Origin of the sequence: Mycobacterium sp. E787 (genome assembly GCF_001668725.1) — a bacterium.
Classification (GTDB): domain Bacteria; phylum Actinomycetota; class Actinomycetes; order Mycobacteriales; family Mycobacteriaceae; genus Mycobacterium.
Map to the genome: position 1 here is coordinate 40539 of NZ_LZKL01000116.1, position 17897 is coordinate 58435.

Consider the following 17897-nt stretch of genomic DNA (forward strand, 5'->3'; position numbering starts at 1 on the left):
TCATGCCCAAGCTCGCGGTATTGACCGCACCCGGGGGGCCGATCGAGCTGGCCGAGTTCCCGCTCACCGCGCCCGCGCCCGGAACGGCGGCGCTCAAGCTGCGGATGGCGGGCATCTGCGGATCCGATCTGCACATCTTCCGCGGCGAGCTGCCGTTGCCGTGCCCGTTTGCCCTGGGCCACGAAATGGTCGGGGAGATAACCGAACTCGGCGAGGGACTCACCACTGACGCGACCGGCAAGCCGCTGGCCGTCGGCGATCGCGTCGTCACACCCTACTTTTGGACCTGCGGGCAGTGTCACGCGTGCGCCCGCGGCCGGCCCCACGCGTGCCAGAACCTGATGGCCGGTGAGTACCGCACCCATGACCAGGAGCCGCACTTCGTCGCCGCGCACGGCGAGTACTACTACACCAGCCGGCGGCAGCCGCTGTACAAGGTGCCCGAGGAACTCGCCGACGAGGCCGTCGCGCCGCTGAATTGCGCCCTCGCCCAGGTGTTGTTCGCGCTCCGCGACGTGCGGCTGGGCGACACGGTCGTCATCCAGGGCGCGGGCGGGTTGGGCATCAACGCCGCCGCCGTCGCGCGCACCGCGGGGGCGTCCGCCGTTATCGTCATCGACAAGATCCCAGAAAGGCTCGATGTCGCAGCCGATTTCGGCGCCACCTTCTGCATCGACGCGAGCGGCATCTCGACCTTCGAGGTGGCGGAGCGGGTCCGCGAGCACACCGACGGCATCGGCGCCGACTGGGTGCTCGAGGTGGTCGGGGTGCCGGGCGTCATCCCCGACGGGGTGGGCTTTCTGAACAACGGCGGCACGCTGCTCGAGGTCGGCAACGTGGGGATGGGCCGCACGTTCGAACTCGACCCGAGCGCGCTGGTCTACGGCAACAAGGCCGTGCGCGGCGTCATGCTCTACGACCCCGTCACGCTGGCGATCGGCCTGAACTTCCTGCAGCACACCGACTTTCCATTCGGCCGGCTGATGCCCAAGCCGTTCCACCTCGCCGAGGTCAACGACGCCTTCGCCTCGGCCGATGCCGGCCTGGTGCCGCGCGGGGCGCTGGTGCCATGACTCAGGCGGCGCAGAGCACCGACACGCGCGAACTCATCGTCGAGTCCGCGTTCATTTGTTTCGGCAGACAGGGATTGGACAAGGCCACCATCGTCGACATCGCCAAGCAAGCCGGCGTTTCACGCAGCACCATTTACGAGTATTTCAGCGACAAGGGCGCGATCGTCGAAGCCTGCGCCGAACACGCCTCCGAACGGTTCTACTGTGAAATGTCCAAGGCGATGGACCGGGGCAGCTCGCTGGAGGACAAGCTGAGCCGCGCGGCGGTGTTCGTGACCCAGGCGCGGCGAGTCATCGCCTCCGAGAAGTACTTTGACGAGGACGCGGTCAGCCTGCTGCTGACCAAGGACGCCGCGGTGTTGCTGCGCGAGTGTGTCGACTTCTTCGCGCCGTATCTCGCCGCGGCCCGGCTCACCGGCGAGGTCCGCAAAGACCTCGACGTCGAGGCCGCCGGCGAATGGTTCGCCCGGATACTCTTCTCGCTCTTCAGCACGCCGTCGTCGACCCTGGACATGGACGACCCCGAGGTGGCGGCGGAATTCGTGCGCGCCTTCGTGCTCCGCGGGTTCGCCGGGGATCGCGCGCGGCCCCGGCGCGGTTAGTGGCGCTGATGAGTGTGCATCGTGGGCGTCCAGTGTGCGCCGAGGGGCGCCCTGGACGCACACTCAAGTACCTGAGCGCACACTCAACGGCGCTGCTGGGCCCAAACGGTGTCGGCCGCATGAACCGGCCGGCCATGGCCGGGCAGCAGATGCGCGACGGGTAGTTCCTCGAGGCGCTTGCGGGTGGCGGCGGCGCTCTCGGCGTCGACGATCTCCGGCGTGTGCCAGGCCTGGCCGCGGACGGACAGCACGGCGTCGCCGGACAGCAGCGTCCGGGTGGTCGGGTTCCAGAGCGCGATGCTGTCGTCCGTGTGACCGTTGGCATTGACCACGGTCCAATCCGGCGCCCCGGGCACCGGCTGACCCTCGGCCAGCCCACCAGCGGGCGACGGCCCCCTCCAGCGCATCCCGAGCGGGGTGCCGTACCCCGCCACCCGGGCGCCGCCGAAGAGCCCCGCCACCCCGATTCGATCGAATGGCTGGTCGATCATGGTGGGCCAGATGGTTGCGGCCTTCGCCGGCGTCGGAGTGCGCGGTTTCACCCCGTCGAGATAGGTAAGCGTCTTGTCGGGCAACCAGATTGGCGCCCCGTGCCGCGCGGCGAGCGCCGACGCGCCCGCGACGTGATCGCTGTGCCCGTGCGTTGCCACCACGGCTTGCAGCGCTCCACCGAGGACGGCGGCCAGGTCGCGGGCGACCCGCGGTAGCCCGGCGTCGACCACCACCACGCCGTCGCCGCCCCTCAGGACATAGCAGTTGAAAATCCAGCGCGACACCCGCGAGATGCCGAGATCCGGCATCTCGTCGATAACCAGGCTCATGCCCGAGAGGCTACGCCCGGCTCAGCCGACTACTAGCCCGCGCCTGGCACGGGAATCGGGAAGTCGAGGGGCGGGGACCACGGCGGGGGCTCGGTCGACGGCGGGGCCGGCGGTGGCGGTTGGCCCCAAGGTTGCCCGGGCGGCGGGGGTGGCGGCGGATCGGCGTGCGCCGCGCCGACGCCGAGACCGGATGCGCCCACCCCCAGCGCCGCGGCGACGGTGAAACCGGCCAGCAGCTGCTTGATACGCATGGCCCCAAATCTATAGCGAGAGTGCATCCTGGGCGTTGAGTGTGCCGCCGCGGCGGGGTTTTCGCGAAATCTTCGCCCTGCGTTCACACTGAAAGCCCCGAGTTCACGCCCGGTGCGTCAGCGCCCGCAGGAAGAACTTCAGGTTGGCGGGTCGTTCCGCCAGCCGCCGGACGAAGTACCCGTACCACTGGGTGCCGAACGGCACGTAGACACGGACCTGGTTGCCGAGGTCGGCCAACCGTCGCTGTTCGCCGTCGCGGATGCCGTACAACATCTGGTATTCGAAATCGCCCACGCCGCGGCCGGATTCGCGCACCATGCCGGGAACCGCGTCGATCACCGCCGGGTCGTGCGACGCCACCATCGGATATCCGCTGCCCGCCATCAGCACACGCAGGCACCGCAGGTACGAGTCGGTGACCTCGGCGTCGTCCCGGTAGGCCACGGATGCGGGTTCGTCGTAGGCGCCCTTGCACAACCGGATCCGCGCGCCGGCCGCGGCGAATTCCTGGCAATCCGCATGCGTACGCCTCAGGTAGGCCTGCAGAACCGTGCCCAGCCAAGGAAAGTCGGCCCGCAAATCGCGCACGATGGACAGCGTCGAATCGGTGGTGGTGTGGTCCTCGGCGTCCACCGTCACCCACACGCCGGCCCGCCGCGCCGCGTCGCAGATCGACCAGGCGTTCTCGCGGGCGATCTTCTCGCCGTCGCGGTCCACCGCCTGCCCCAACGCGGACAGCTTCAGCGACACCTCCAGCGGCCGAACGCCGCCACACCCCGGGCCCAGCCGGCCCAGCCGGTCGATCAGGTCCAGGTACACCCGCACGGCGGCGTCGGCGTCGTCGGCGTCGGTGACGTCCTCGCCGAGGTAGTCGACGCTGACCAGGCGCCCCGAATCACGCAGCGCCCCAACGCTGTCCAGCGCGCTGTCGATCGTCTCGCCGGGCACGAACCGCCGCACCACCTTGGGGGTGATCGGCGTCCGCTCGGCGGTGCGGCGCAACCCGTCCCACCGGCCCGCCGCCATGATCGCCGGGCGGACGGTGTGGGCGAACAGCCCGGCCATCAGTCGGCCGCCATGTGCGGGTAGGTGTGGTCGGTGGCCGGGACGAAGGTCTCCTTGATCGTGCGGGCCGACGTCCAGCGCAGCAGGTTCAGCACCGAGCCGGCCTTGTCGTTGGTGCCGGATCCGCGCGAGCCGCCGAACGGCTGGCGGCCGACCACCGCACCGGTCGGCTTGTCGTTGACGTAGAAGTTTCCGGCGGCGAACCGCAGCCGGTCCTGGGCGGTCAGCACGGCCGCCCGGTCGTCGGCGATGACGGCGCCGGTCAGCGCGTAGCGGGACCCGGTGTCGATGACGTCGAGGATCCGTTCGTAGTCGGCGTCGGGGTAGACGTGCACCGACAGCAGCGGGCCGAAGTACTCCGTCGCGAACGACTCGTCGGTCGGGTCGTCGGACAGCAGCACGGTGGGCCGCACGAAATAGCCGACGCCGTCGTCGTATTCGCCGCCGACCGCGATCGTGACGCCGGGCGCGCCCTTCGCCCGCTCGATGGCGTCGACGTTTTTGAGGAAGGCGCGCCGGTCGATCAGCGCGCCGCCGTAGTTGGTCAGGTCGGTGATGTCCCCGTAGCGCAGCGCGGCGGTCTCGCCCAGGAACGTGTCGCCCATGCGTTGCCACACCGAGTGCGGGATGAACGCCCGCGATGCGGCCGAGCACTTCTGGCCCTGGTAGTCGAACGCGCCGCGAATCAGCGCCGTGCACAACACGTCCGGGCGCGCCGAGGGGTGGGCGACGACGAAGTCCTTGCCGCCGGTCTCGCCGACCAGGCGGGGATAGCTGTGGTAGCCGCCGATGTTGGCACCCACGCGCTGCCACAGGTGCTGGAAGGTGGCCGTGGATCCGGTGAAGTGGATGCCGGCCAGTCGCGGATCGTTCAGCGCCACATCGGAAACCGCGAAGCCGTCGCCGGTGAGCAGGTTGATCACTCCGGGCGGCAGACCCGCGGCCTCGAGCAACTGCATCGTCAGGTACGCCGACAGGGTCTGGGTGATCGACGGCTTCCACACCACGGTGTTGCCCATCAGCGCCGGCGCGGTCGGCAGGTTGCCGGCGATCGAGGTGAAGTTGAACGGCGTGATCGCGTAGACGAAGCCGTCGAGCGGGCGGTAGTCGCTGCGGTTCCATTCGCCCGGCCCGCTGATGGGCTGCTGAGCCAGGATCTGGCGGGCGAACGCGACGTTGAACCGCCAGAAGTCGACCTGCTCGCACGGCGAGTCGATCTCGGCCTGATAGGCGGACTTGGATTGGCCGAGCATTGTTGCGGCGGCGATCTTTTCGCGCCACGGACCGGCCAGCAAATCGGCGGCCCGCAGGAAAACCGCGGCGCGCTCGTCGAAAGGCATAGCCGCCCAGTCCTTCTTGGCGGCCATCGCGGCCTCGACGGCGGCCGCCGCGTCGGCGTGCGTGGCGTTGGTGAGGATGCCCAGCCTCGCGGCGTGCCGGTGCGGCTGGACGACGTCGAATGGCTCGCCCCCGCCCATCCGGTGGTTGCCGCCGATGACGTGCGGCAGGTCGATCGGTTGGTCGGCCAGCGCGCGCAACTCGGCGAGCAGGCGAGCGCGTTCCGGGGATTGTGGCGCATAGTCGTGGACCGGCTCGTTGGCCGGGGCTGGTACCTCAGAAAACCCAGTGATCGCGTCCATGCTGCTCAGGATCCCCGGCGCGCCCCCCGATCGTGTTGGCCGATTGGACAAGACTTAGAGCGGCCGCTAGTAAGATCGAACAACATGCGGGTGGCGGGTGTCGGTCTGGGCCAGCTGTTGCTCGCGCTGGACGCGACGCTGGTCAGCCTGGTGGATGCCCCGCGCGGCCTGGACCTGCCGGTGGCGTCGGCGGCACTGATCGATTCCGACGATGTGCGCCTCGGCCTTGCGGCGGCGGCGGGCTCGGCCGACGTCTTCTTCCTGCTCGGCGTGACCGCGGACGAAGCGCTGCGGTGGCTCGACGGACGGACGCCCGCACCGGCGGCGATCTTCGTCAAGGAGCCGTCCGATGCCCTGGTGGCGGCGGCGGCCGCGGCCGGGTCGGCGGTGGTGGCCGTGGAGCCGCGGGCGCGTTGGGAGCGGCTCTATCAGTTGGTCAATCACGTGCTGGAACATCACGGCGACCGCGGCGATCCGGTCGACGACTCGGGCACCGACCTGTTCGGCCTGGCGCAGTCGCTGGCCGACCGCATCCACGGCATGGTCAGCATCGAGAACGCCCAGTCGCACGTGCTCGCCTATTCGGCGTCGAACGACGAGGCCGACGAACTGCGCCGCCTGTCCATCCTGGGGCGCGCCGGGCCGCCCGAGCATCTGGAATGGATCGGTCAATGGGGCATCTTCGATGCGCTGCGCTCCAGCGGCGAGGTAGTGCGTGTCGAAGAGCGCCCGGAATTGGGCCTGCGTCCGCGGCTGGCGATCGGCATCCACCAGCCACCGGCCGCTGCCCGCCGACCGCCGGTGTTCGCCGGCGCGATCTGGGTGCAGCAGGGCTCGCAGCCCCTGGCCGACGACGCCGAGGACATGCTGCGGGGCGCGGCGGTCCTCGCCGCGCGAATCATGGCGCGGCTGGCGGCCCGGCCGTCGACGCACGCGCGGCGGGTGCAGCAACTTCTCGGGCTCTCGGAGGCGGATGTCGCCGAACCCGCCGACGCGGCCGCCGTCGCCCGCGAACTCGGCCTCCCCTCCGACGGCGTCGCCGCGCTGGTCGGCTGGGACACCGTCGGGACTCCGCACCCACGGATGGCGGACGTAATGGCGCTGAGCGCCAGCGCTTTTCGGCGCGACGCCCAGGTCGCGTCGCGACAATCCCGCATCTACGTGCTGCTGCCCCAGACACAGGTGCGGTCGGTCGCCTCATGGGTGCGCGGCACGATCGGCTCCCTGCGCGCCGAACTCGGCGTCGAGCTGCGGGCCGCCATCGCAGCACCGGTCGCCGGTCTGAGGGAGGTGGCGGCGGCGCGTTCGGAGGTCGACCGCGTCCTGGATAGCGCTGGGCGGCACCCGGTTTCGATGGGCCAGGTGACGACACTGGCCGAAGCGCGCACCACGGTCCTGCTCGACGAGATCGTCACCCTGGTCGGCGCGGACGAGCGGCTCGTCGATCCGCGGATAGCCGACCTGCGCGCGCAGGACCCGGTGCTGGTCGAGACACTGCGGGCCTACCTGGACAGCTTCGGCGACGTCGGTGCGGCAGCGCGGGCGCTGCGGGTGCACCCCAACACCGTTCGGTACCGCGTGCGGCGGATCGAGAAGCTACTGTCGACGTCACTGTCGGATCCCGAGGTGCGGCTGGTGTTTTCGCTGGGATTGCGGGTGACCGAGCGCTCGGCGTAGCTCAGGGAACGGGTGTCGTCGAATCAACCATGGGCTTTCGCCGCAGCGCTCTGGATCGCCGCGACCCTTTCGCGATCGATACCCCAGGGCTCGTCTACGCCGACGCGTTGGTCCAGATCCCACAGGACGCAATGCTCGCCCGGGTTTGCGACGAGCGACCATGCGAGAACCGTCCTGCGCAGCTGCTCTTCGGTTGAATCGAACGCGCCGCGAACCTCCTCCGGTGCGCCACCCTCCGGGTAGTGATGCAGAAACTGGCCATACGCCCGCCTGCAGAACGTCGCATACTGGACTGTGCACAGGATCAGTCCGTGCCACGCCTCATCGACTGCGCGCGAAGGCATCCCGATCACGCGATGGTCCCGCAGCGCGGGCGCACAGCAACGCAGCCACTGCCGCAACCCGATGTCGACAAGCGATCTCGGCTCCCACGGGCAGGTTTTGAACACCGCCGCGGGAAGCTCCAGCCGCGCGACCGCGGCGTTCATCCGATCGAACCGACCGCCGCGCCGGCGGATTTTCGGTATGTCAATGCCCGCCGCCACCGCAGCCGCCTCCGCCGCAGCCGGATCCTCCGCCGCAACCGCTGTGACCGCCGCCGCAGCCGCTGTGCCCGCCGCTGCATCCGGAACCGCCCCCTCCGTCGCCGCCCGTCGCCCAAAAGCGGCGGCGGCGCCTGTTGCGGGTTTGCCACGACCGAACCACATACCCGACGAACATCAGCACGGGTATGGCGAAAAACGCAATGCCCATCCAGTTCGGGGCTGGCCGGTCCATGGCAACGAAGCGTCCGAGAAATCGCAACAAGGCCCCACCGCCGGCGAAGAGCGCGAAAATGATGAAGTACCAAAACCAAAAGCTGCTGAAGACAGAGCTGAAGATGTTGATGATCCTGCGGCTCGAGCTCTGGGGACTCGCGGCGTGCGTCGTGGGCACCCGGGCCACGTGCGGCTGCGAATCCGCGACCCGCTGCGGGCTCAGTTGCTGCTCGATGAGATCGAGGAACTCATCGACCTCGTCTTCGTTGTACCCGCGTCGTCCGATCGGTGGCCTCGCGAATGCCACGTTGCGCACCTGCTCCGAGGTCAGGGCGCGTCCGGCGGGGTCTCGCAGGGCCGACTCGACGAGGTCGAGAAACGCGTCGACCTGATCTTCGTTGTAGCCGGACTTCCCGATGGGTGGCTTGGAGAAGGTCACGGTGCGAACCTGTTCCGCAGTAAGGCCATCGCCCGTCGCCGGCGCGAACCTGTTGACCTTCCACTTTTGTCGCGCGGGCGCGCTGGGGGCGGCTCTCATGCGCTGTTGCTCGGCCAACTGGCGCTCCAGGTCGGCGATACGCTTCTCGGGGTCGTCCTGGTTGATCTCCATGGCGCTTCCTGTCGCTGCGGTGTGGCCAGAGATTACTGCGGGGCATTTGCGAAATTCTTGTGCCTCTCCCGTGTCAACCACTGCGCGGCGATACCCACATCCGGTGCACCGCTTTGCCGGCCCCGGTGACAATCATGACCTGCTCCGGTCGACCGCGGAAGGGCGAAAGCGCCACCGCTCTGGTGTCCGGGTGCCGACCGTCGCCCACTTCCCGGCGATCGCGGATTGATGATGCCCGCCAGGCGGCGAACCGGGCGGCGAGACCGCGCTCAACGCATCGACGCCGAGCGCACCCGCAACGCCGACGGTTTGGCGCCGCTCAGCCGCCGATCACGGTGTGCCCGAACACATGAAAGGAAACCCGCACGGTGGCTTCTGCGTCGCCTCCGGAGGAGGAGGATCGGTTCCCTCCCAAACGCTCGCGTCGACGTTTCCGTGCCCCCAGACGACGCCCCACCAGGTATGGCATTGACTGCGGTCCCACTGAACGCCAAGCCCGTTCGACCCGGGCGGGCATCCGTGTCCGGTATTTCCATGAAGCCCGATTGGATCTCCCGGGCAGCATTTGTACGGCCCGGACGCTCCGGGCGGTACGGGCCCGTCGGCCTGCGCGACCCCGGGGGTGACCCCCATGACCGCAGTACCCGACAGCATCGCCCCGACAACGATTTTCCCGAGGGTCCGGGAGGCGTCCATGGCGGCATCCTTTCGGCCTTTGCTGGGAGCAGCAGCATAACGCCGGCCGCTTGCGGGAATCTTGCGATCGATCACCACCCCCGTTTGGAGCGGCTCGCAGAATGATTTGCGCCGCGCCTAAGACCGTCGAGTACGATACCCACCGAAAAACCCTGCAAGAGGCATGATTCTGGTCGGAAATCGCATGCGGCCACCCCGGCAAACCGGATTTTGCCCAGAAATCGCAATTCGGGCCGAACCGCGGGGCGGAATCAGTAGCCTCTCCGAAAACGCTCGGCCATGGAGGTTTCGCGTCGTGCCAACGGAGAGCGCGTCGGAATGGCCGATGGTGGCCCGCGACGCCGAACTGCGCCGCGCCCTGGCGGCGCTCGATGACGCGGAGTTGCACGGCGTCGCATTGATCGGCGACAGCGGGGTGGGCAAATCGACCCTGGCCCACTCGCTCGCCGACACGCTCGAGGTGCGCGGGGCGACGGTGCGGTACGTGCTGGGCACCCAGACCGGTTCCGCGGTGCCGTTGGGCGCGTTCTATCGATCCCTGACCGTGGTGGCGCCGCGGGAACCGGCCGCCATGCTCGCGGCCGCGCAACGCACCCTGGAGCAGGAAGACAACCTCGTCGTCGTCGTGGACGACGCGCAGCTGCTGGATCCGTTGTCGTCGACGCTGGTGCAACAACTCGCGGCCGGTGGCAGCGCGCGATTGATCGTGACGATCCGGTCCGGCGAGCCGGTACCGGACGCGGTCACCGCGCTGTTGAAGGAGCGGTTGTTGCTGAGCCTGCACATTGACCCATTCACCCCGGAGCAGACCGCGGCGCTGGCCCGCGCCGTGCTCGGCGGCGTCGTCGACACCGAGCTGATCACGGCGTTGCACGGCCGGTCGGCGGGCAGCCCGCTGCTGCTGCGCAGCTTGCTGGGCGCGGGCCGCGAAAGCGGCGTGCTGGTGCGTACCGACGCGGGTTGGCAACTTCACGGCGCGCTGCGTGCGGACCGCGAACTCCACGATCTGCTCGAGTTTCGACTGCAGACCTTCCCACCGGAGGAATTGGAGGCCGTAGAGATCCTGGCGGCGGCGGAGGTGCTGGACTGGGAGATCCTGCGTGAGCTCTGCGACGCCGACGTGGTGAGTCGTCTCGAGCGACGCGGAGTGATCCGGCTGGTTGCCGACGGCTTCACCACGGTGGCGCGGTTGGGTCACCCCGTGTTCGGCGAGGTGGCGATGCAACGCGCCGGGGTGGTGCGCACGCGACAGCTGACAACCCTGCTGGCACAACAACTTCAGCGGCAGATGCGCAAACAGCATCAGCATTCGGGGTCTCCCGACGTGCGCACCCGGATACGGCTGGCGCAACTCATGACCCGAAGCGACCTGACGCCGGACCTCGACGTGATCGTCGACGCCGCGGCGAGCGCGATGACGATGTCGGACATCGATTGCGGAGAGGACTTGGCCCGATTCGCCTTCGAGCGCGGCGGTGGCCTACCGGCCGCCCTGGTGCTGGCGGAGGCGATGGGCTGGCAGGGGCGGGGCGCCGAGGTCGAGGCGGTGCTCAACAACGTCGATCCCGAGGGTGCCGACGAGCGGATGGTCGTGCAGTGGGGTTGTCTGCGCGCCGCGAATCTTTTCTTCAGCTGCCGGCAGGTGGAGCCGGCGAGGCTGGCACTGGCCGACGTACGGGCCCGCGCCGATTCCGACGCGCTGCGCCCGCTCGTCACGGCCATGGAAGCGGCCTTCGCATGCTTTTCCGGTGACTTCCGGACGGCATTGGGCCTGGGATTCGAAGTGCTTGAATCCGATGTGCCGGCGGTGATGAGGATGTGGGCTGCAACGTGGACGTGTTGGGCGTTGGCCCTCACGGGGCAGTTCCAGGAAGTCCGGCGGGTAGCCGACGCCGGGCGGGCAGGCGCGTTCGATCGATCCGGTCCCTGCCGGTTTGTGATGGGTTTGGCCGAAGTCGTGGCCTTGACGGCCGCCGGTGATGACTTGGCGGCCGAGCGGGTTCGCGAACGCTACGCTTCCACGACCATGGTGTGGCCCGCCGCAGACGCCTTCCTGCACGCCATGCTCGGATGGGTGCAGCTTTCCCGGGGCGGGTTGACGTTCGCGTGTGCCGCCCTTCAGGATTCGATATCGGCCATGGCGCAAGGCTTTCCGTCGGGCTGGTTGATGCTGGTATCTGCCTGGTCCGCACAGGCCGAGGGCGCACGGGGAGACAGCGCGGCCGCCGCGGCCGCGCTGCACAGGGCCGAGGATGCCCACGGACCGTATGTCGCGGTGTTCTTGCCGGAACTCGAGCTGGCCCGCGCCTGGGAGCGAGCCGCCGCCGGCGACACGACGGCCGCGCGAACACACGCGCTGTGCGCCGCACAGCTCGCACGGCAATCCGGGATGTGCGCCGTCGAGATGCGCGCCCTGCACACCGCCGTCCGGTTCGATGACCGTTCTCAATCCCAGCGGTTGGCGCAGCTCGCCGAGACACTCAACACCCCGCTGGCAGATGCGATCGCCCAGCACGCCCGCGGCTTGGCCGAACACGACGGAGATGTGCTCGACGCAGCCGGCGACCGATTCGCCGGCCTGGGCGCGATGGCGCTCGCCGCCGACGCGGCGGCCCACGCAGCACGCGAACACGCGCGTAATCGCCAGCGCACCAAGGAAATACGGTCATCGAGCCGCGCGCACACGTTGGCCGCAAGGGGCGAAATGCGAACGCCCGCGGTCTCAGCGGCCGCCTCGCCGTTGCCCATCACGGCCCGCGAACGCGAGATCGTAACCCTGGTCACGGCCGGTTTGTCCAACCGTCAGATCGCCGAAAAGCTGTTCGTCTCGGTGCGGACCGTGGAGGGCCACGTCTACCGCATCTTCGGCAAGCTCGGCATCGAAGACCGCGAGCAGCTCGTCGAGCTGATACGACTGTCGTGGGACGAGAATTAAGCGACGTTCATCGCGTCATGTTGCCGCGGTCAGCTTTCGTTGACGGTGAATCGCCGCCCTGCCGTCTCGCTCCAGCTCGTAGATGTGTCGATCGCAGCCGCACACCAGCCCGCTCGTCTGGTAGGTGGCTTCCGTCGCCAGGCCGGCTTCGATGCACATAGCGCAGAGCGGGACGGTGGAACCGTGATCGAGCCGTGCGCTGGTGATCCGGACCGCCGGGAGATCGTATGGCAGCGCGCGATGACGACCCCTCCGCCTGCTGTGCGGGACAAGCCGCAGCACCGGGCGAAGGCGCCGCATGGTGAGGTTGGTCATACCGCCCCCTCGTCTGTTGGTTCGGTGCGGGACCGGGCTGCAACCAATCGTCCCAGCGAGCCCCGCCCCGGCACGCGTAGTTGACTACTCGATCGCTACTCCACTTCTTGAGCGCGCCGTTTGCCGAATCGCAATGTTGAGTACGGCGGGAACAGCTCGGGCAGCCGGGGGAAGAACCGTGAGTCCGCGCTGTGGTCGCAGAAAGCCACAGCCGATCGGGCGCCTCGATGGGGCAGAGCGCCCGCCGTCGGCATGCCCCTACCCCCGAAAGCCGTCCACGCCACCGGATTCAGCGGCCCCGTCGACGCGCCAGGTGATCCCCGCATCGCGCAATGGTTGTGTTCAGGGTGAAGCCAATCGAACGACTTGCGGGGCATTTTGCTCCGGTTAGGCTTCCTTGGTGACTGAAGGCCCGTCGTCATATCTGGTGCTGGCTTCTCAGCGCAGCGGCAGCACGCTGCTGGTCGAATCGCTGCGCGCCACCGGCGTGGCCGGGGAACCCCAGGAGTTCTTTCAGTACCTGCCCGCCACCAGCCAGGCCCCGCAGCCGCGGGAGTGGTTCGCCGACGTGGAGGACGAGTCGATCCTGCGATTGCTCGACCCCATCGACGAAGGGACGCCGGACCTCGCGCCGCCCGAGATTTGGCGCGACTACATCCGCACGGTCGGCCGGACACCGAACGGCGTCTGGGGCGGCAAGCTGATGTGGAACCAAACGCCGCTGCTGCTGAACCGCGCGAAGGACCTGCCGAACCGGTCCGGCGACGGCCTGCGGGCCGCGATCCGCGACGTCATCGGCGAAGAACCGCTCCTCATCCACGTGCACCGGCCCGACGTGGTGTCGCAGGCCGTGTCGTTCTGGCGCGCGGTGCAGACGCGGGTGTGGCGCGGCAGGCCCGATCCCACGCGGGATGCGCGCGCCACCTACCACGCCGGCGCCATCGCGCACGTCGTCACCATGCTGCGCGCCCAGGAGGCGGGCTGGCGGACCTGGTTCGCCGAGGAGGGCATCGAGCCGCTGGAGGTTCCCTACCCGGTGTTGTGGCGCAACCTGACTCAGGTGGTCGCGACCATCCTCGAGGCGTTGGGGCTCGACCCGGCGCTGGCGCCCGAACCGGCACTGGAGCGCCAGGCCGACCAGCGCTCCGATGAATGGGTGGAGCGTTACCGTGCCGACGCCGAGCGCGACGGGCTGCCCACCTAAACTCAGCGCGAGCCAATCGGTTGGCCCCGAACCCGAGCCACGCCACCATGGCGTCGTGAACCGGTTATCCGAAGATTGGTGGGCGACGCTGCTGGCGGGCGTGATCGTCGCGTTGGCGGTCGCGGGCGCACTTCCGAAGATCCCCTGGTGACGCGGTGAGCACCGTCAGCGTCGACGCCACGGAAGCCGAAGAAGAGCCGGCCGAAGCCGCCTTCACCAGCGGCCGCCCGCTGGACTACGTGCCCGGCATCCTGCTGCTGATCGCCGTGGGCGTGCTGGGCAAGTACGCCCAAATCTGGTGGAACGCGGCGGCCAAACGCCACCACTGGACGGTCCCCGACATCGAATACGTGTTGTGGGCCATCGTGATTGGGCTGGTCATCGCCAACACCGTCGGCCTGCACCGAATATTTCGGCCTGGCGTGCTGACCTACCAGTTCTGGCTGAAGGTTGGGATCGTGGCCCTGGGTTCGCGATTCGTGCTGGGCGACATCGCCAAGCTCGGCGCCACCAGCCTGGTCCAGATCCTGGTGGACATGGCGGTCGCGGGAACCATCATTCTCATCGTCGCGCGCGCCTTCGGGCTGTCGGGCAAGTTGGGTTCGCTGCTGGCGATCGGCACCTCGATCTGCGGGGTGTCGGCGATCGTGGCCGCCAAGGGCGCGATCCGGGCGCGCAACGCCGACGTCAGCTACGCGATCGCGGCGATCCTGGCGCTGGGCGCGGTCGCGCTATTCGCGTTGCCGCCGTTGGGGCACCTGCTCGGCCTGACGAACTACGAATTCGGCCTGTGGGCGGGCCTGGCGGTGGACAACACCGCCGAGACCACCGCCACCGGCTACCTGTTCTCCGATCACGCCGGCAAGATCGCCGTGCTGGTCAAGTCCACTCGCAACGCGCTGATCGGCTTCGTCGTCCTGGGCTTCGCGCTGTACTGGGCCGCCCGCGGGGAGGCCGACGAGATCGCGCCCGGCGCCAGGGCCAAGGCCGCGTTCGTCTGGGCGAAGTTCCCGAAATTCGTGCTCGGCTTCCTCGCGGTCTCGGCGATCGCGACGGCGCACTGGCTGAGCAAGGGGCAGACCGCCAACCTGGCCAACGTGTCGAAATGGGCGTTCCTGCTGACGTTCGCCGGCGTCGGCCTGACCACCGACATCCGGCAGATCGCCCGCACCGGGTGGCGTCCGCTCGTCGTCGCAGTCATCGGGCTGACCGTCGTCGCATCCGTCTCCCTCGGGCTCGTGCTGCTCACCTCCCGCGTGTTCCATTGGGGCGTAACCACGTAGCGAAGGCCGGACGGTAACCTGGCGGCCGTCATGTTGATCACGATCCTGGTGATGGCCGTCGCGGTGAGCCTCGAACCGTTCCGGGTCGGCATGACGGTGCTGATGCTGAACCGGCCCCGACCGCTGCTGCAACTGCTCGTGTTCCTGTGCGGCGGCTTCGCGATGGGCATGACCGTGGGCCTGGTCGTCTTGTTCGTGCTGCGCCGCCGGCTGCTGGGCTCGACGTACTTCACCTTGCCCAGGGTGCAGATCGGCATCGGCGTGCTCGCCCTGCTGGTCGCCGCCGCGGTGCTCCTGAAACCCGACACGCGCCGCGCCGCCGTGCCCCAGCGGCTGGCGACACACGGCCGGCGGCTCGTGAACGGGCGTTCGTTGTGGGTCGCCGGAGTGGTCGGCCTCGGCATCGCGCTGCCGTCGGTGGACTACCTGGCCGCGCTGGCCGTCATCCTGGCCTCGGGCGCGGCCGCGGCGACGCAGGTCGGGGCGCTGGTCATGTTCAACGCCGTGGCCTTCGCGCTGGTGGAGGTTCCGCTGCTCGCCTATCTGCTGGCGCCGCGGCGGACGCGCGCGACGATGGGCGCCCTGCACGCCTGGATCCGGTCCCGACGCCGCATCGAGGTGGCCACCCTGCTCACGGGCGTCGGGGGCGTTCTGCTCGCGGTCGGCCTGGCCGGCGCGTGAAAAGCTAGGCCGGCGTCGGCGCCGGCGGCGTCACCACCTGCACGGGTTCGTTCGCGACGTCCGACTTCAGCAGCGGCCAGCCCTTGCGCAGGATGTGGTCGAGCCAGGCGCCGGCGAACTGCGAAGTGAGCACCGCCGCGACCACCAGCGTGGTGTAGAACTTCGAGCTGATGATGCCGGCGTCGAAGGCGACGCTGGCCAGGACGATGCCAGGGCCGCCGCGGGCGTTGGTGGTGATGCCGAGGTTGATCAGGTCCAGGCCCCGGAAGCCGGCGAACCGCCCGGCCAGCGCGACCGACGCCATTTTGACCGCGCAGGTGGCGACGATGAAGACGACGATCATGGGCAGCGAGACACCGCGGATGAGGTCCAGCTTCAGCCCCACGATCGCGAAGTACACGGGAATGAAGAAGGCGAACGCAACCTTGCTGATCGCGTCGATCGAGTCGTCGAAGATTCGGCGCTTGCGGTGCACCAGGGCGAAACCCGCCAGGAACGCGGCGAAGACGAGGTTGACGTCCAGCGCCCCGGCGGCCGCGCAGTACGCCAGCAGCACCGCGATCGCGTAGCCGGTGGGCGAGTGCCGCGCCAGGGCGTTCCAGCGGGCCGTGTTGAGGCGCTTGATCAGGCGCGGCACCACGGTGAGGCCGAGCCCGAAGTAGGCCACCGTCACCAGGAGGTGCAACGACATCTGCCAGGGATTCAAGTGGGATTTCGCCGCGATCGAGGTGGCGATCGCCAGCGCGAGCCACAGCACGATGTCCTCGAGCACGGCGACGCCGAGGATCAGCCGCGCGAACCGGGTGTCCAGGATGTTGAGGTCGGCGAAGATCTTGGACACCACCGGCACCGAGGTCACGGCGACGCCCACCGCGAGAATGATGATCAGTGACACGCGGTTGCCGTGCGGCCCGGCCAGGCTGGGAGTGATCAGGTGCGGCGCGAAGATCAGCCCGAGCAGGAATGGGATGCCGGTGCCCACGATCACGAGCCAGCTCACCGTGCGCCGCTCGCCCCGGCCGAACAACTGCTGCATCTCGGCGCCCGAGACGAACATCAGCAGCAGCAGCCCGAGCCAATAGACGAAGCTCAAGATGTGGGTGTTGTGCCGGGCGGTGCCCATCACGTGCGCCACGAACGGCAACCGGCCGAGCAGAGCCGGGCCCAGCACCACCCCGGCCAAGATTTCGCCGACCACCTTCGGCTGTCGCAGCTTCACGAACACATAGCCCAGCAGCTGGGCCAGCCCGACGAGCACCAGCAACACGAATATGACCGCGGTCAATTGGGGGTTCGACACTATGCACTCCTCAAGTTGTCGGGCTTATCTCGGCCGGCGCGAGCTCGGCCGATGGCCCATCGTTGGTACAGCCGGAAGGCGAGCGTCACTGCTCCCGTCCCGATGAGCACGCACACCGGGTATCTGACGTCGGGCGAATGAATGACCAGGGGAAGAAGTCCGACGGCCAGCGCCGGCGGAATGTGCAGCCTCAGCACGCGAAGCGTGGCGACGCCGAACGCCATTGCGCAGGCGGCCGCAACACCGCCGCTTCCGAACAGGCCGACGGCGACGCACCCCACGGTCGACGTCAGAAAGCACGCAGCGGGAAGTGCCACGGGTTTCCCCGCCCAGGGGCACACGGTGGGATGGGCGAACATCTCGTAGGCGATGACGATGAGCGGGGGAAACAGGATGAGCCGCTGACCCGAGGCCGTCGCACACAGCGCCATGACCGCGACGAACACGAAAAACGGCAGGGCCCAGGCGGTTCCGCCGGGCCGCGTCTCCAAAACATCGTCAAGGTCGGGATGGCTCGGCCGGCAACGCCTTTGCCGGGCCAACAAGATGCAAGCCAAAACGATTAGGCTCGCCGCTACCGAAGCGGGGTAGGCCCAGGTTTTGATGCCCAGGAAGACTGGCAGCACCCCGGCCGCGATCGCCGGGGCGATGTTCGACTTGAGCAGGCCGATCGCGAGCACACAGAGGGCGACGACGAGCACGATGCTCACGACGCCGAAGGGAAATGCCGCCGTGATCAGGGTGCCGATGGCCGCGCCCAGGACCGGCGTCAGCACAAGTCGCCGCGGTTGGCTCGCCCACTTTCCCCACGGGCGAGTCAACACGTCATGCGAAAGTGCCGCCAGCCCAGGGAAGAACAGGTAGTAGTGCCAGCCGTTGCAGTGCGCGGCCACCGCGACGTAACCGAGCGCCACGGCCTCCATCAGGAGGCGGTCTCGGAGTACCAGCCTTTGGTCTGCCATGGGCTTGGGCGGTGGAGCTTCGC

At 68.8% G+C, this 17897-nt stretch carries 16 protein-coding genes and 1 pseudogene; 7 read left to right on the top strand and 10 right to left on the bottom strand.

Features of this window, described 5'->3' with window-relative positions; genetic code table 11:
- The first annotated feature begins 2 nt into the window (after nt 1-2).
- Together A5705_RS22375 and A5705_RS22380 are read left to right on the top strand one after the other, a co-directional pair.
- Nucleotides 3-1073 (top strand): zinc-binding dehydrogenase, encoded by a 1071-nt coding sequence (locus A5705_RS22375; protein ID WP_068280123.1) that lies wholly within the window; start codon nt 3-5, stop codon nt 1071-1073.
- Nucleotides 1070-1675, top strand: coding sequence for a TetR/AcrR family transcriptional regulator (locus tag A5705_RS22380; protein WP_067881202.1), 606 nt, complete (start codon nt 1070-1072; stop codon nt 1673-1675). The genes A5705_RS22375 and A5705_RS22380 overlap by 4 nt, the downstream gene beginning before the upstream one ends.
- Nucleotides 1676-1758: 83 nt before the next feature.
- On the opposite strand, the gene A5705_RS22385 is transcribed toward A5705_RS22380, so the two are convergent.
- The 4 genes from A5705_RS22385 to pruA form a co-directional block, all read right to left on the bottom strand.
- The gene (locus tag A5705_RS22385; protein WP_068280125.1) at nt 1759-2496 is read right to left on the bottom strand and encodes an MBL fold metallo-hydrolase; all 738 of its coding nucleotides are present in this window, start codon (nt 2494-2496) and stop codon (nt 1759-1761) included.
- 32 nt (nt 2497-2528) lie between these two features.
- Nucleotides 2529-2747 carry a hypothetical protein gene (locus A5705_RS22390; protein ID WP_068280132.1) on the bottom strand — a complete coding sequence of 73 codons (219 nt, stop codon included), beginning with the start codon at nt 2745-2747 and terminating at the stop codon, nt 2529-2531.
- Between the two features lie 103 nt (nt 2748-2850).
- Nucleotides 2851-3813, bottom strand: coding sequence for a proline dehydrogenase family protein (locus A5705_RS22395; RefSeq protein WP_068280135.1), 963 nt, complete (start codon nt 3811-3813; stop codon nt 2851-2853).
- Nucleotides 3813-5453, bottom strand: coding sequence for an L-glutamate gamma-semialdehyde dehydrogenase (gene pruA, locus A5705_RS22400; protein ID WP_068280138.1), 1641 nt, complete (start codon nt 5451-5453; stop codon nt 3813-3815). The genes A5705_RS22395 and pruA overlap by 1 nt, the downstream gene beginning before the upstream one ends.
- A gap of 84 nt (nt 5454-5537) precedes the next feature.
- Here pruA and A5705_RS22405 point away from each other — a divergent pair, with 84 nt between their 5' ends.
- The gene (locus A5705_RS22405) at nt 5538-7130 is read left to right on the top strand and encodes a CdaR family transcriptional regulator (protein WP_156763203.1); all 1593 of its coding nucleotides are present in this window, start codon (nt 5538-5540) and stop codon (nt 7128-7130) included.
- A gap of 23 nt (nt 7131-7153) precedes the next feature.
- Here the strand turns inward: A5705_RS22405 and A5705_RS22410 are convergent, their stop codons facing one another.
- The 3 genes and pseudogenes from A5705_RS22410 to A5705_RS29245 all read right to left on the bottom strand — a co-directional run.
- Nucleotides 7154-7618, bottom strand: a complete 465-nt coding sequence (locus tag A5705_RS22410; RefSeq protein WP_068280141.1) for a hypothetical protein — start codon at nt 7616-7618, stop codon at nt 7154-7156.
- A 40-nt stretch (nt 7619-7658) separates the two neighbouring features.
- Nucleotides 7659-8204 (bottom strand): DivIVA domain-containing protein, encoded by a 546-nt coding sequence (locus tag A5705_RS29240; protein ID WP_369829618.1) that lies wholly within the window; start codon nt 8202-8204, stop codon nt 7659-7661.
- A 36-nt stretch (nt 8205-8240) separates the two neighbouring features.
- Nucleotides 8241-8498: pseudogene (locus A5705_RS29245) on the bottom strand (DivIVA domain-containing protein); the annotation flags it as partial.
- A 1021-nt stretch (nt 8499-9519) separates the two neighbouring features.
- Here A5705_RS29245 and A5705_RS22420 point away from each other — a divergent pair.
- The gene (locus tag A5705_RS22420; protein ID WP_067881223.1) at nt 9520-12129 is read left to right on the top strand and encodes a LuxR C-terminal-related transcriptional regulator; all 2610 of its coding nucleotides are present in this window, start codon (nt 9520-9522) and stop codon (nt 12127-12129) included.
- Between the two features lie 15 nt (nt 12130-12144).
- On the opposite strand, the gene A5705_RS27945 is transcribed toward A5705_RS22420, so the two are convergent.
- Nucleotides 12145-12444, bottom strand: coding sequence for a hypothetical protein (locus A5705_RS27945; RefSeq protein WP_156738437.1), 300 nt, complete (start codon nt 12442-12444; stop codon nt 12145-12147).
- A 400-nt stretch (nt 12445-12844) separates the two neighbouring features.
- On the opposite strand from A5705_RS27945, the gene A5705_RS22425 reads away from it, so the two are divergent.
- From A5705_RS22425 to A5705_RS22435, 3 genes are all read left to right on the top strand, one after another.
- On the top strand, nt 12845-13648 hold the full coding sequence (locus tag A5705_RS22425) for a Stf0 family sulfotransferase (protein WP_067881226.1): 804 nt from the start codon (nt 12845-12847) through the stop codon (nt 13646-13648).
- Nucleotides 13649-13803: 155 nt separating this feature from the next.
- A complete protein-coding gene (locus tag A5705_RS22430) occupies nt 13804-14931 on the top strand; it encodes a YeiH family protein (RefSeq protein WP_067881228.1) in 1128 nt (375 codons plus the stop codon).
- Nucleotides 14932-14961: 30 nt separating this feature from the next.
- Nucleotides 14962-15612: a GAP family protein gene (locus A5705_RS22435; protein WP_067881229.1), complete on the top strand. Its 651-nt coding sequence runs from the start codon at nt 14962-14964 to the stop codon at nt 15610-15612.
- 4 nt (nt 15613-15616) lie between these two features.
- On the opposite strand, the gene A5705_RS22440 is transcribed toward A5705_RS22435, so the two are convergent.
- Nucleotides 15617-16912: a cation:proton antiporter gene (locus A5705_RS22440; RefSeq protein WP_067881234.1), complete on the bottom strand. Its 1296-nt coding sequence runs from the start codon at nt 16910-16912 to the stop codon at nt 15617-15619.
- A complete protein-coding gene (locus A5705_RS22445) occupies nt 16912-17805 on the bottom strand; it encodes an HPP family protein (RefSeq protein WP_231982550.1) in 894 nt (297 codons plus the stop codon). The genes A5705_RS22440 and A5705_RS22445 overlap by 1 nt, the downstream gene beginning before the upstream one ends.
- Nucleotides 17806-17897: the final 92 nt, after the last annotated feature.

What these genes read in the sequence shown, in the direction of transcription:
- A5705_RS22395 (WP_068280135.1), bottom strand. Translation starts at nt 3,813, where the DNA reads ATGGCCGGGCTGTTCGCCCACACCGTCCGCCCGGCGATCATGGCGGCG.
- A5705_RS22390 (WP_068280132.1), bottom strand. Translation starts at nt 2,747, where the DNA reads ATGCGTATCAAGCAGCTGCTGGCCGGTTTCACCGTCGCCGCGGCGCTG.
- A5705_RS22420 (WP_067881223.1), top strand. Translation starts at nt 9,520, where the DNA reads ATGGTGGCCCGCGACGCCGAACTGCGCCGCGCCCTGGCGGCGCTCGAT.
- A5705_RS22375 (WP_068280123.1), top strand. Translation starts at nt 3, where the DNA reads ATGCCCAAGCTCGCGGTATTGACCGCACCCGGGGGGCCGATCGAGCTG.
- A5705_RS22380 (WP_067881202.1), top strand. Translation starts at nt 1,070, where the DNA reads ATGACTCAGGCGGCGCAGAGCACCGACACGCGCGAACTCATCGTCGAG.
- A5705_RS27945 (WP_156738437.1), bottom strand. Translation starts at nt 12,444, where the DNA reads ATGACCAACCTCACCATGCGGCGCCTTCGCCCGGTGCTGCGGCTTGTC.
- A5705_RS22410 (WP_068280141.1), bottom strand. Translation starts at nt 7,618, where the DNA reads ATGAACGCCGCGGTCGCGCGGCTGGAGCTTCCCGCGGCGGTGTTCAAA.
- pruA (WP_068280138.1), bottom strand. Translation starts at nt 5,453, where the DNA reads ATGGACGCGATCACTGGGTTTTCTGAGGTACCAGCCCCGGCCAACGAG.
- A5705_RS22385 (WP_068280125.1), bottom strand. Translation starts at nt 2,496, where the DNA reads ATGAGCCTGGTTATCGACGAGATGCCGGATCTCGGCATCTCGCGGGTG.
- A5705_RS22405 (WP_156763203.1), top strand. Translation starts at nt 5,538, where the DNA reads ATGCGGGTGGCGGGTGTCGGTCTGGGCCAGCTGTTGCTCGCGCTGGAC.
- A5705_RS22435 (WP_067881229.1), top strand. Translation starts at nt 14,962, where the DNA reads ATGTTGATCACGATCCTGGTGATGGCCGTCGCGGTGAGCCTCGAACCG.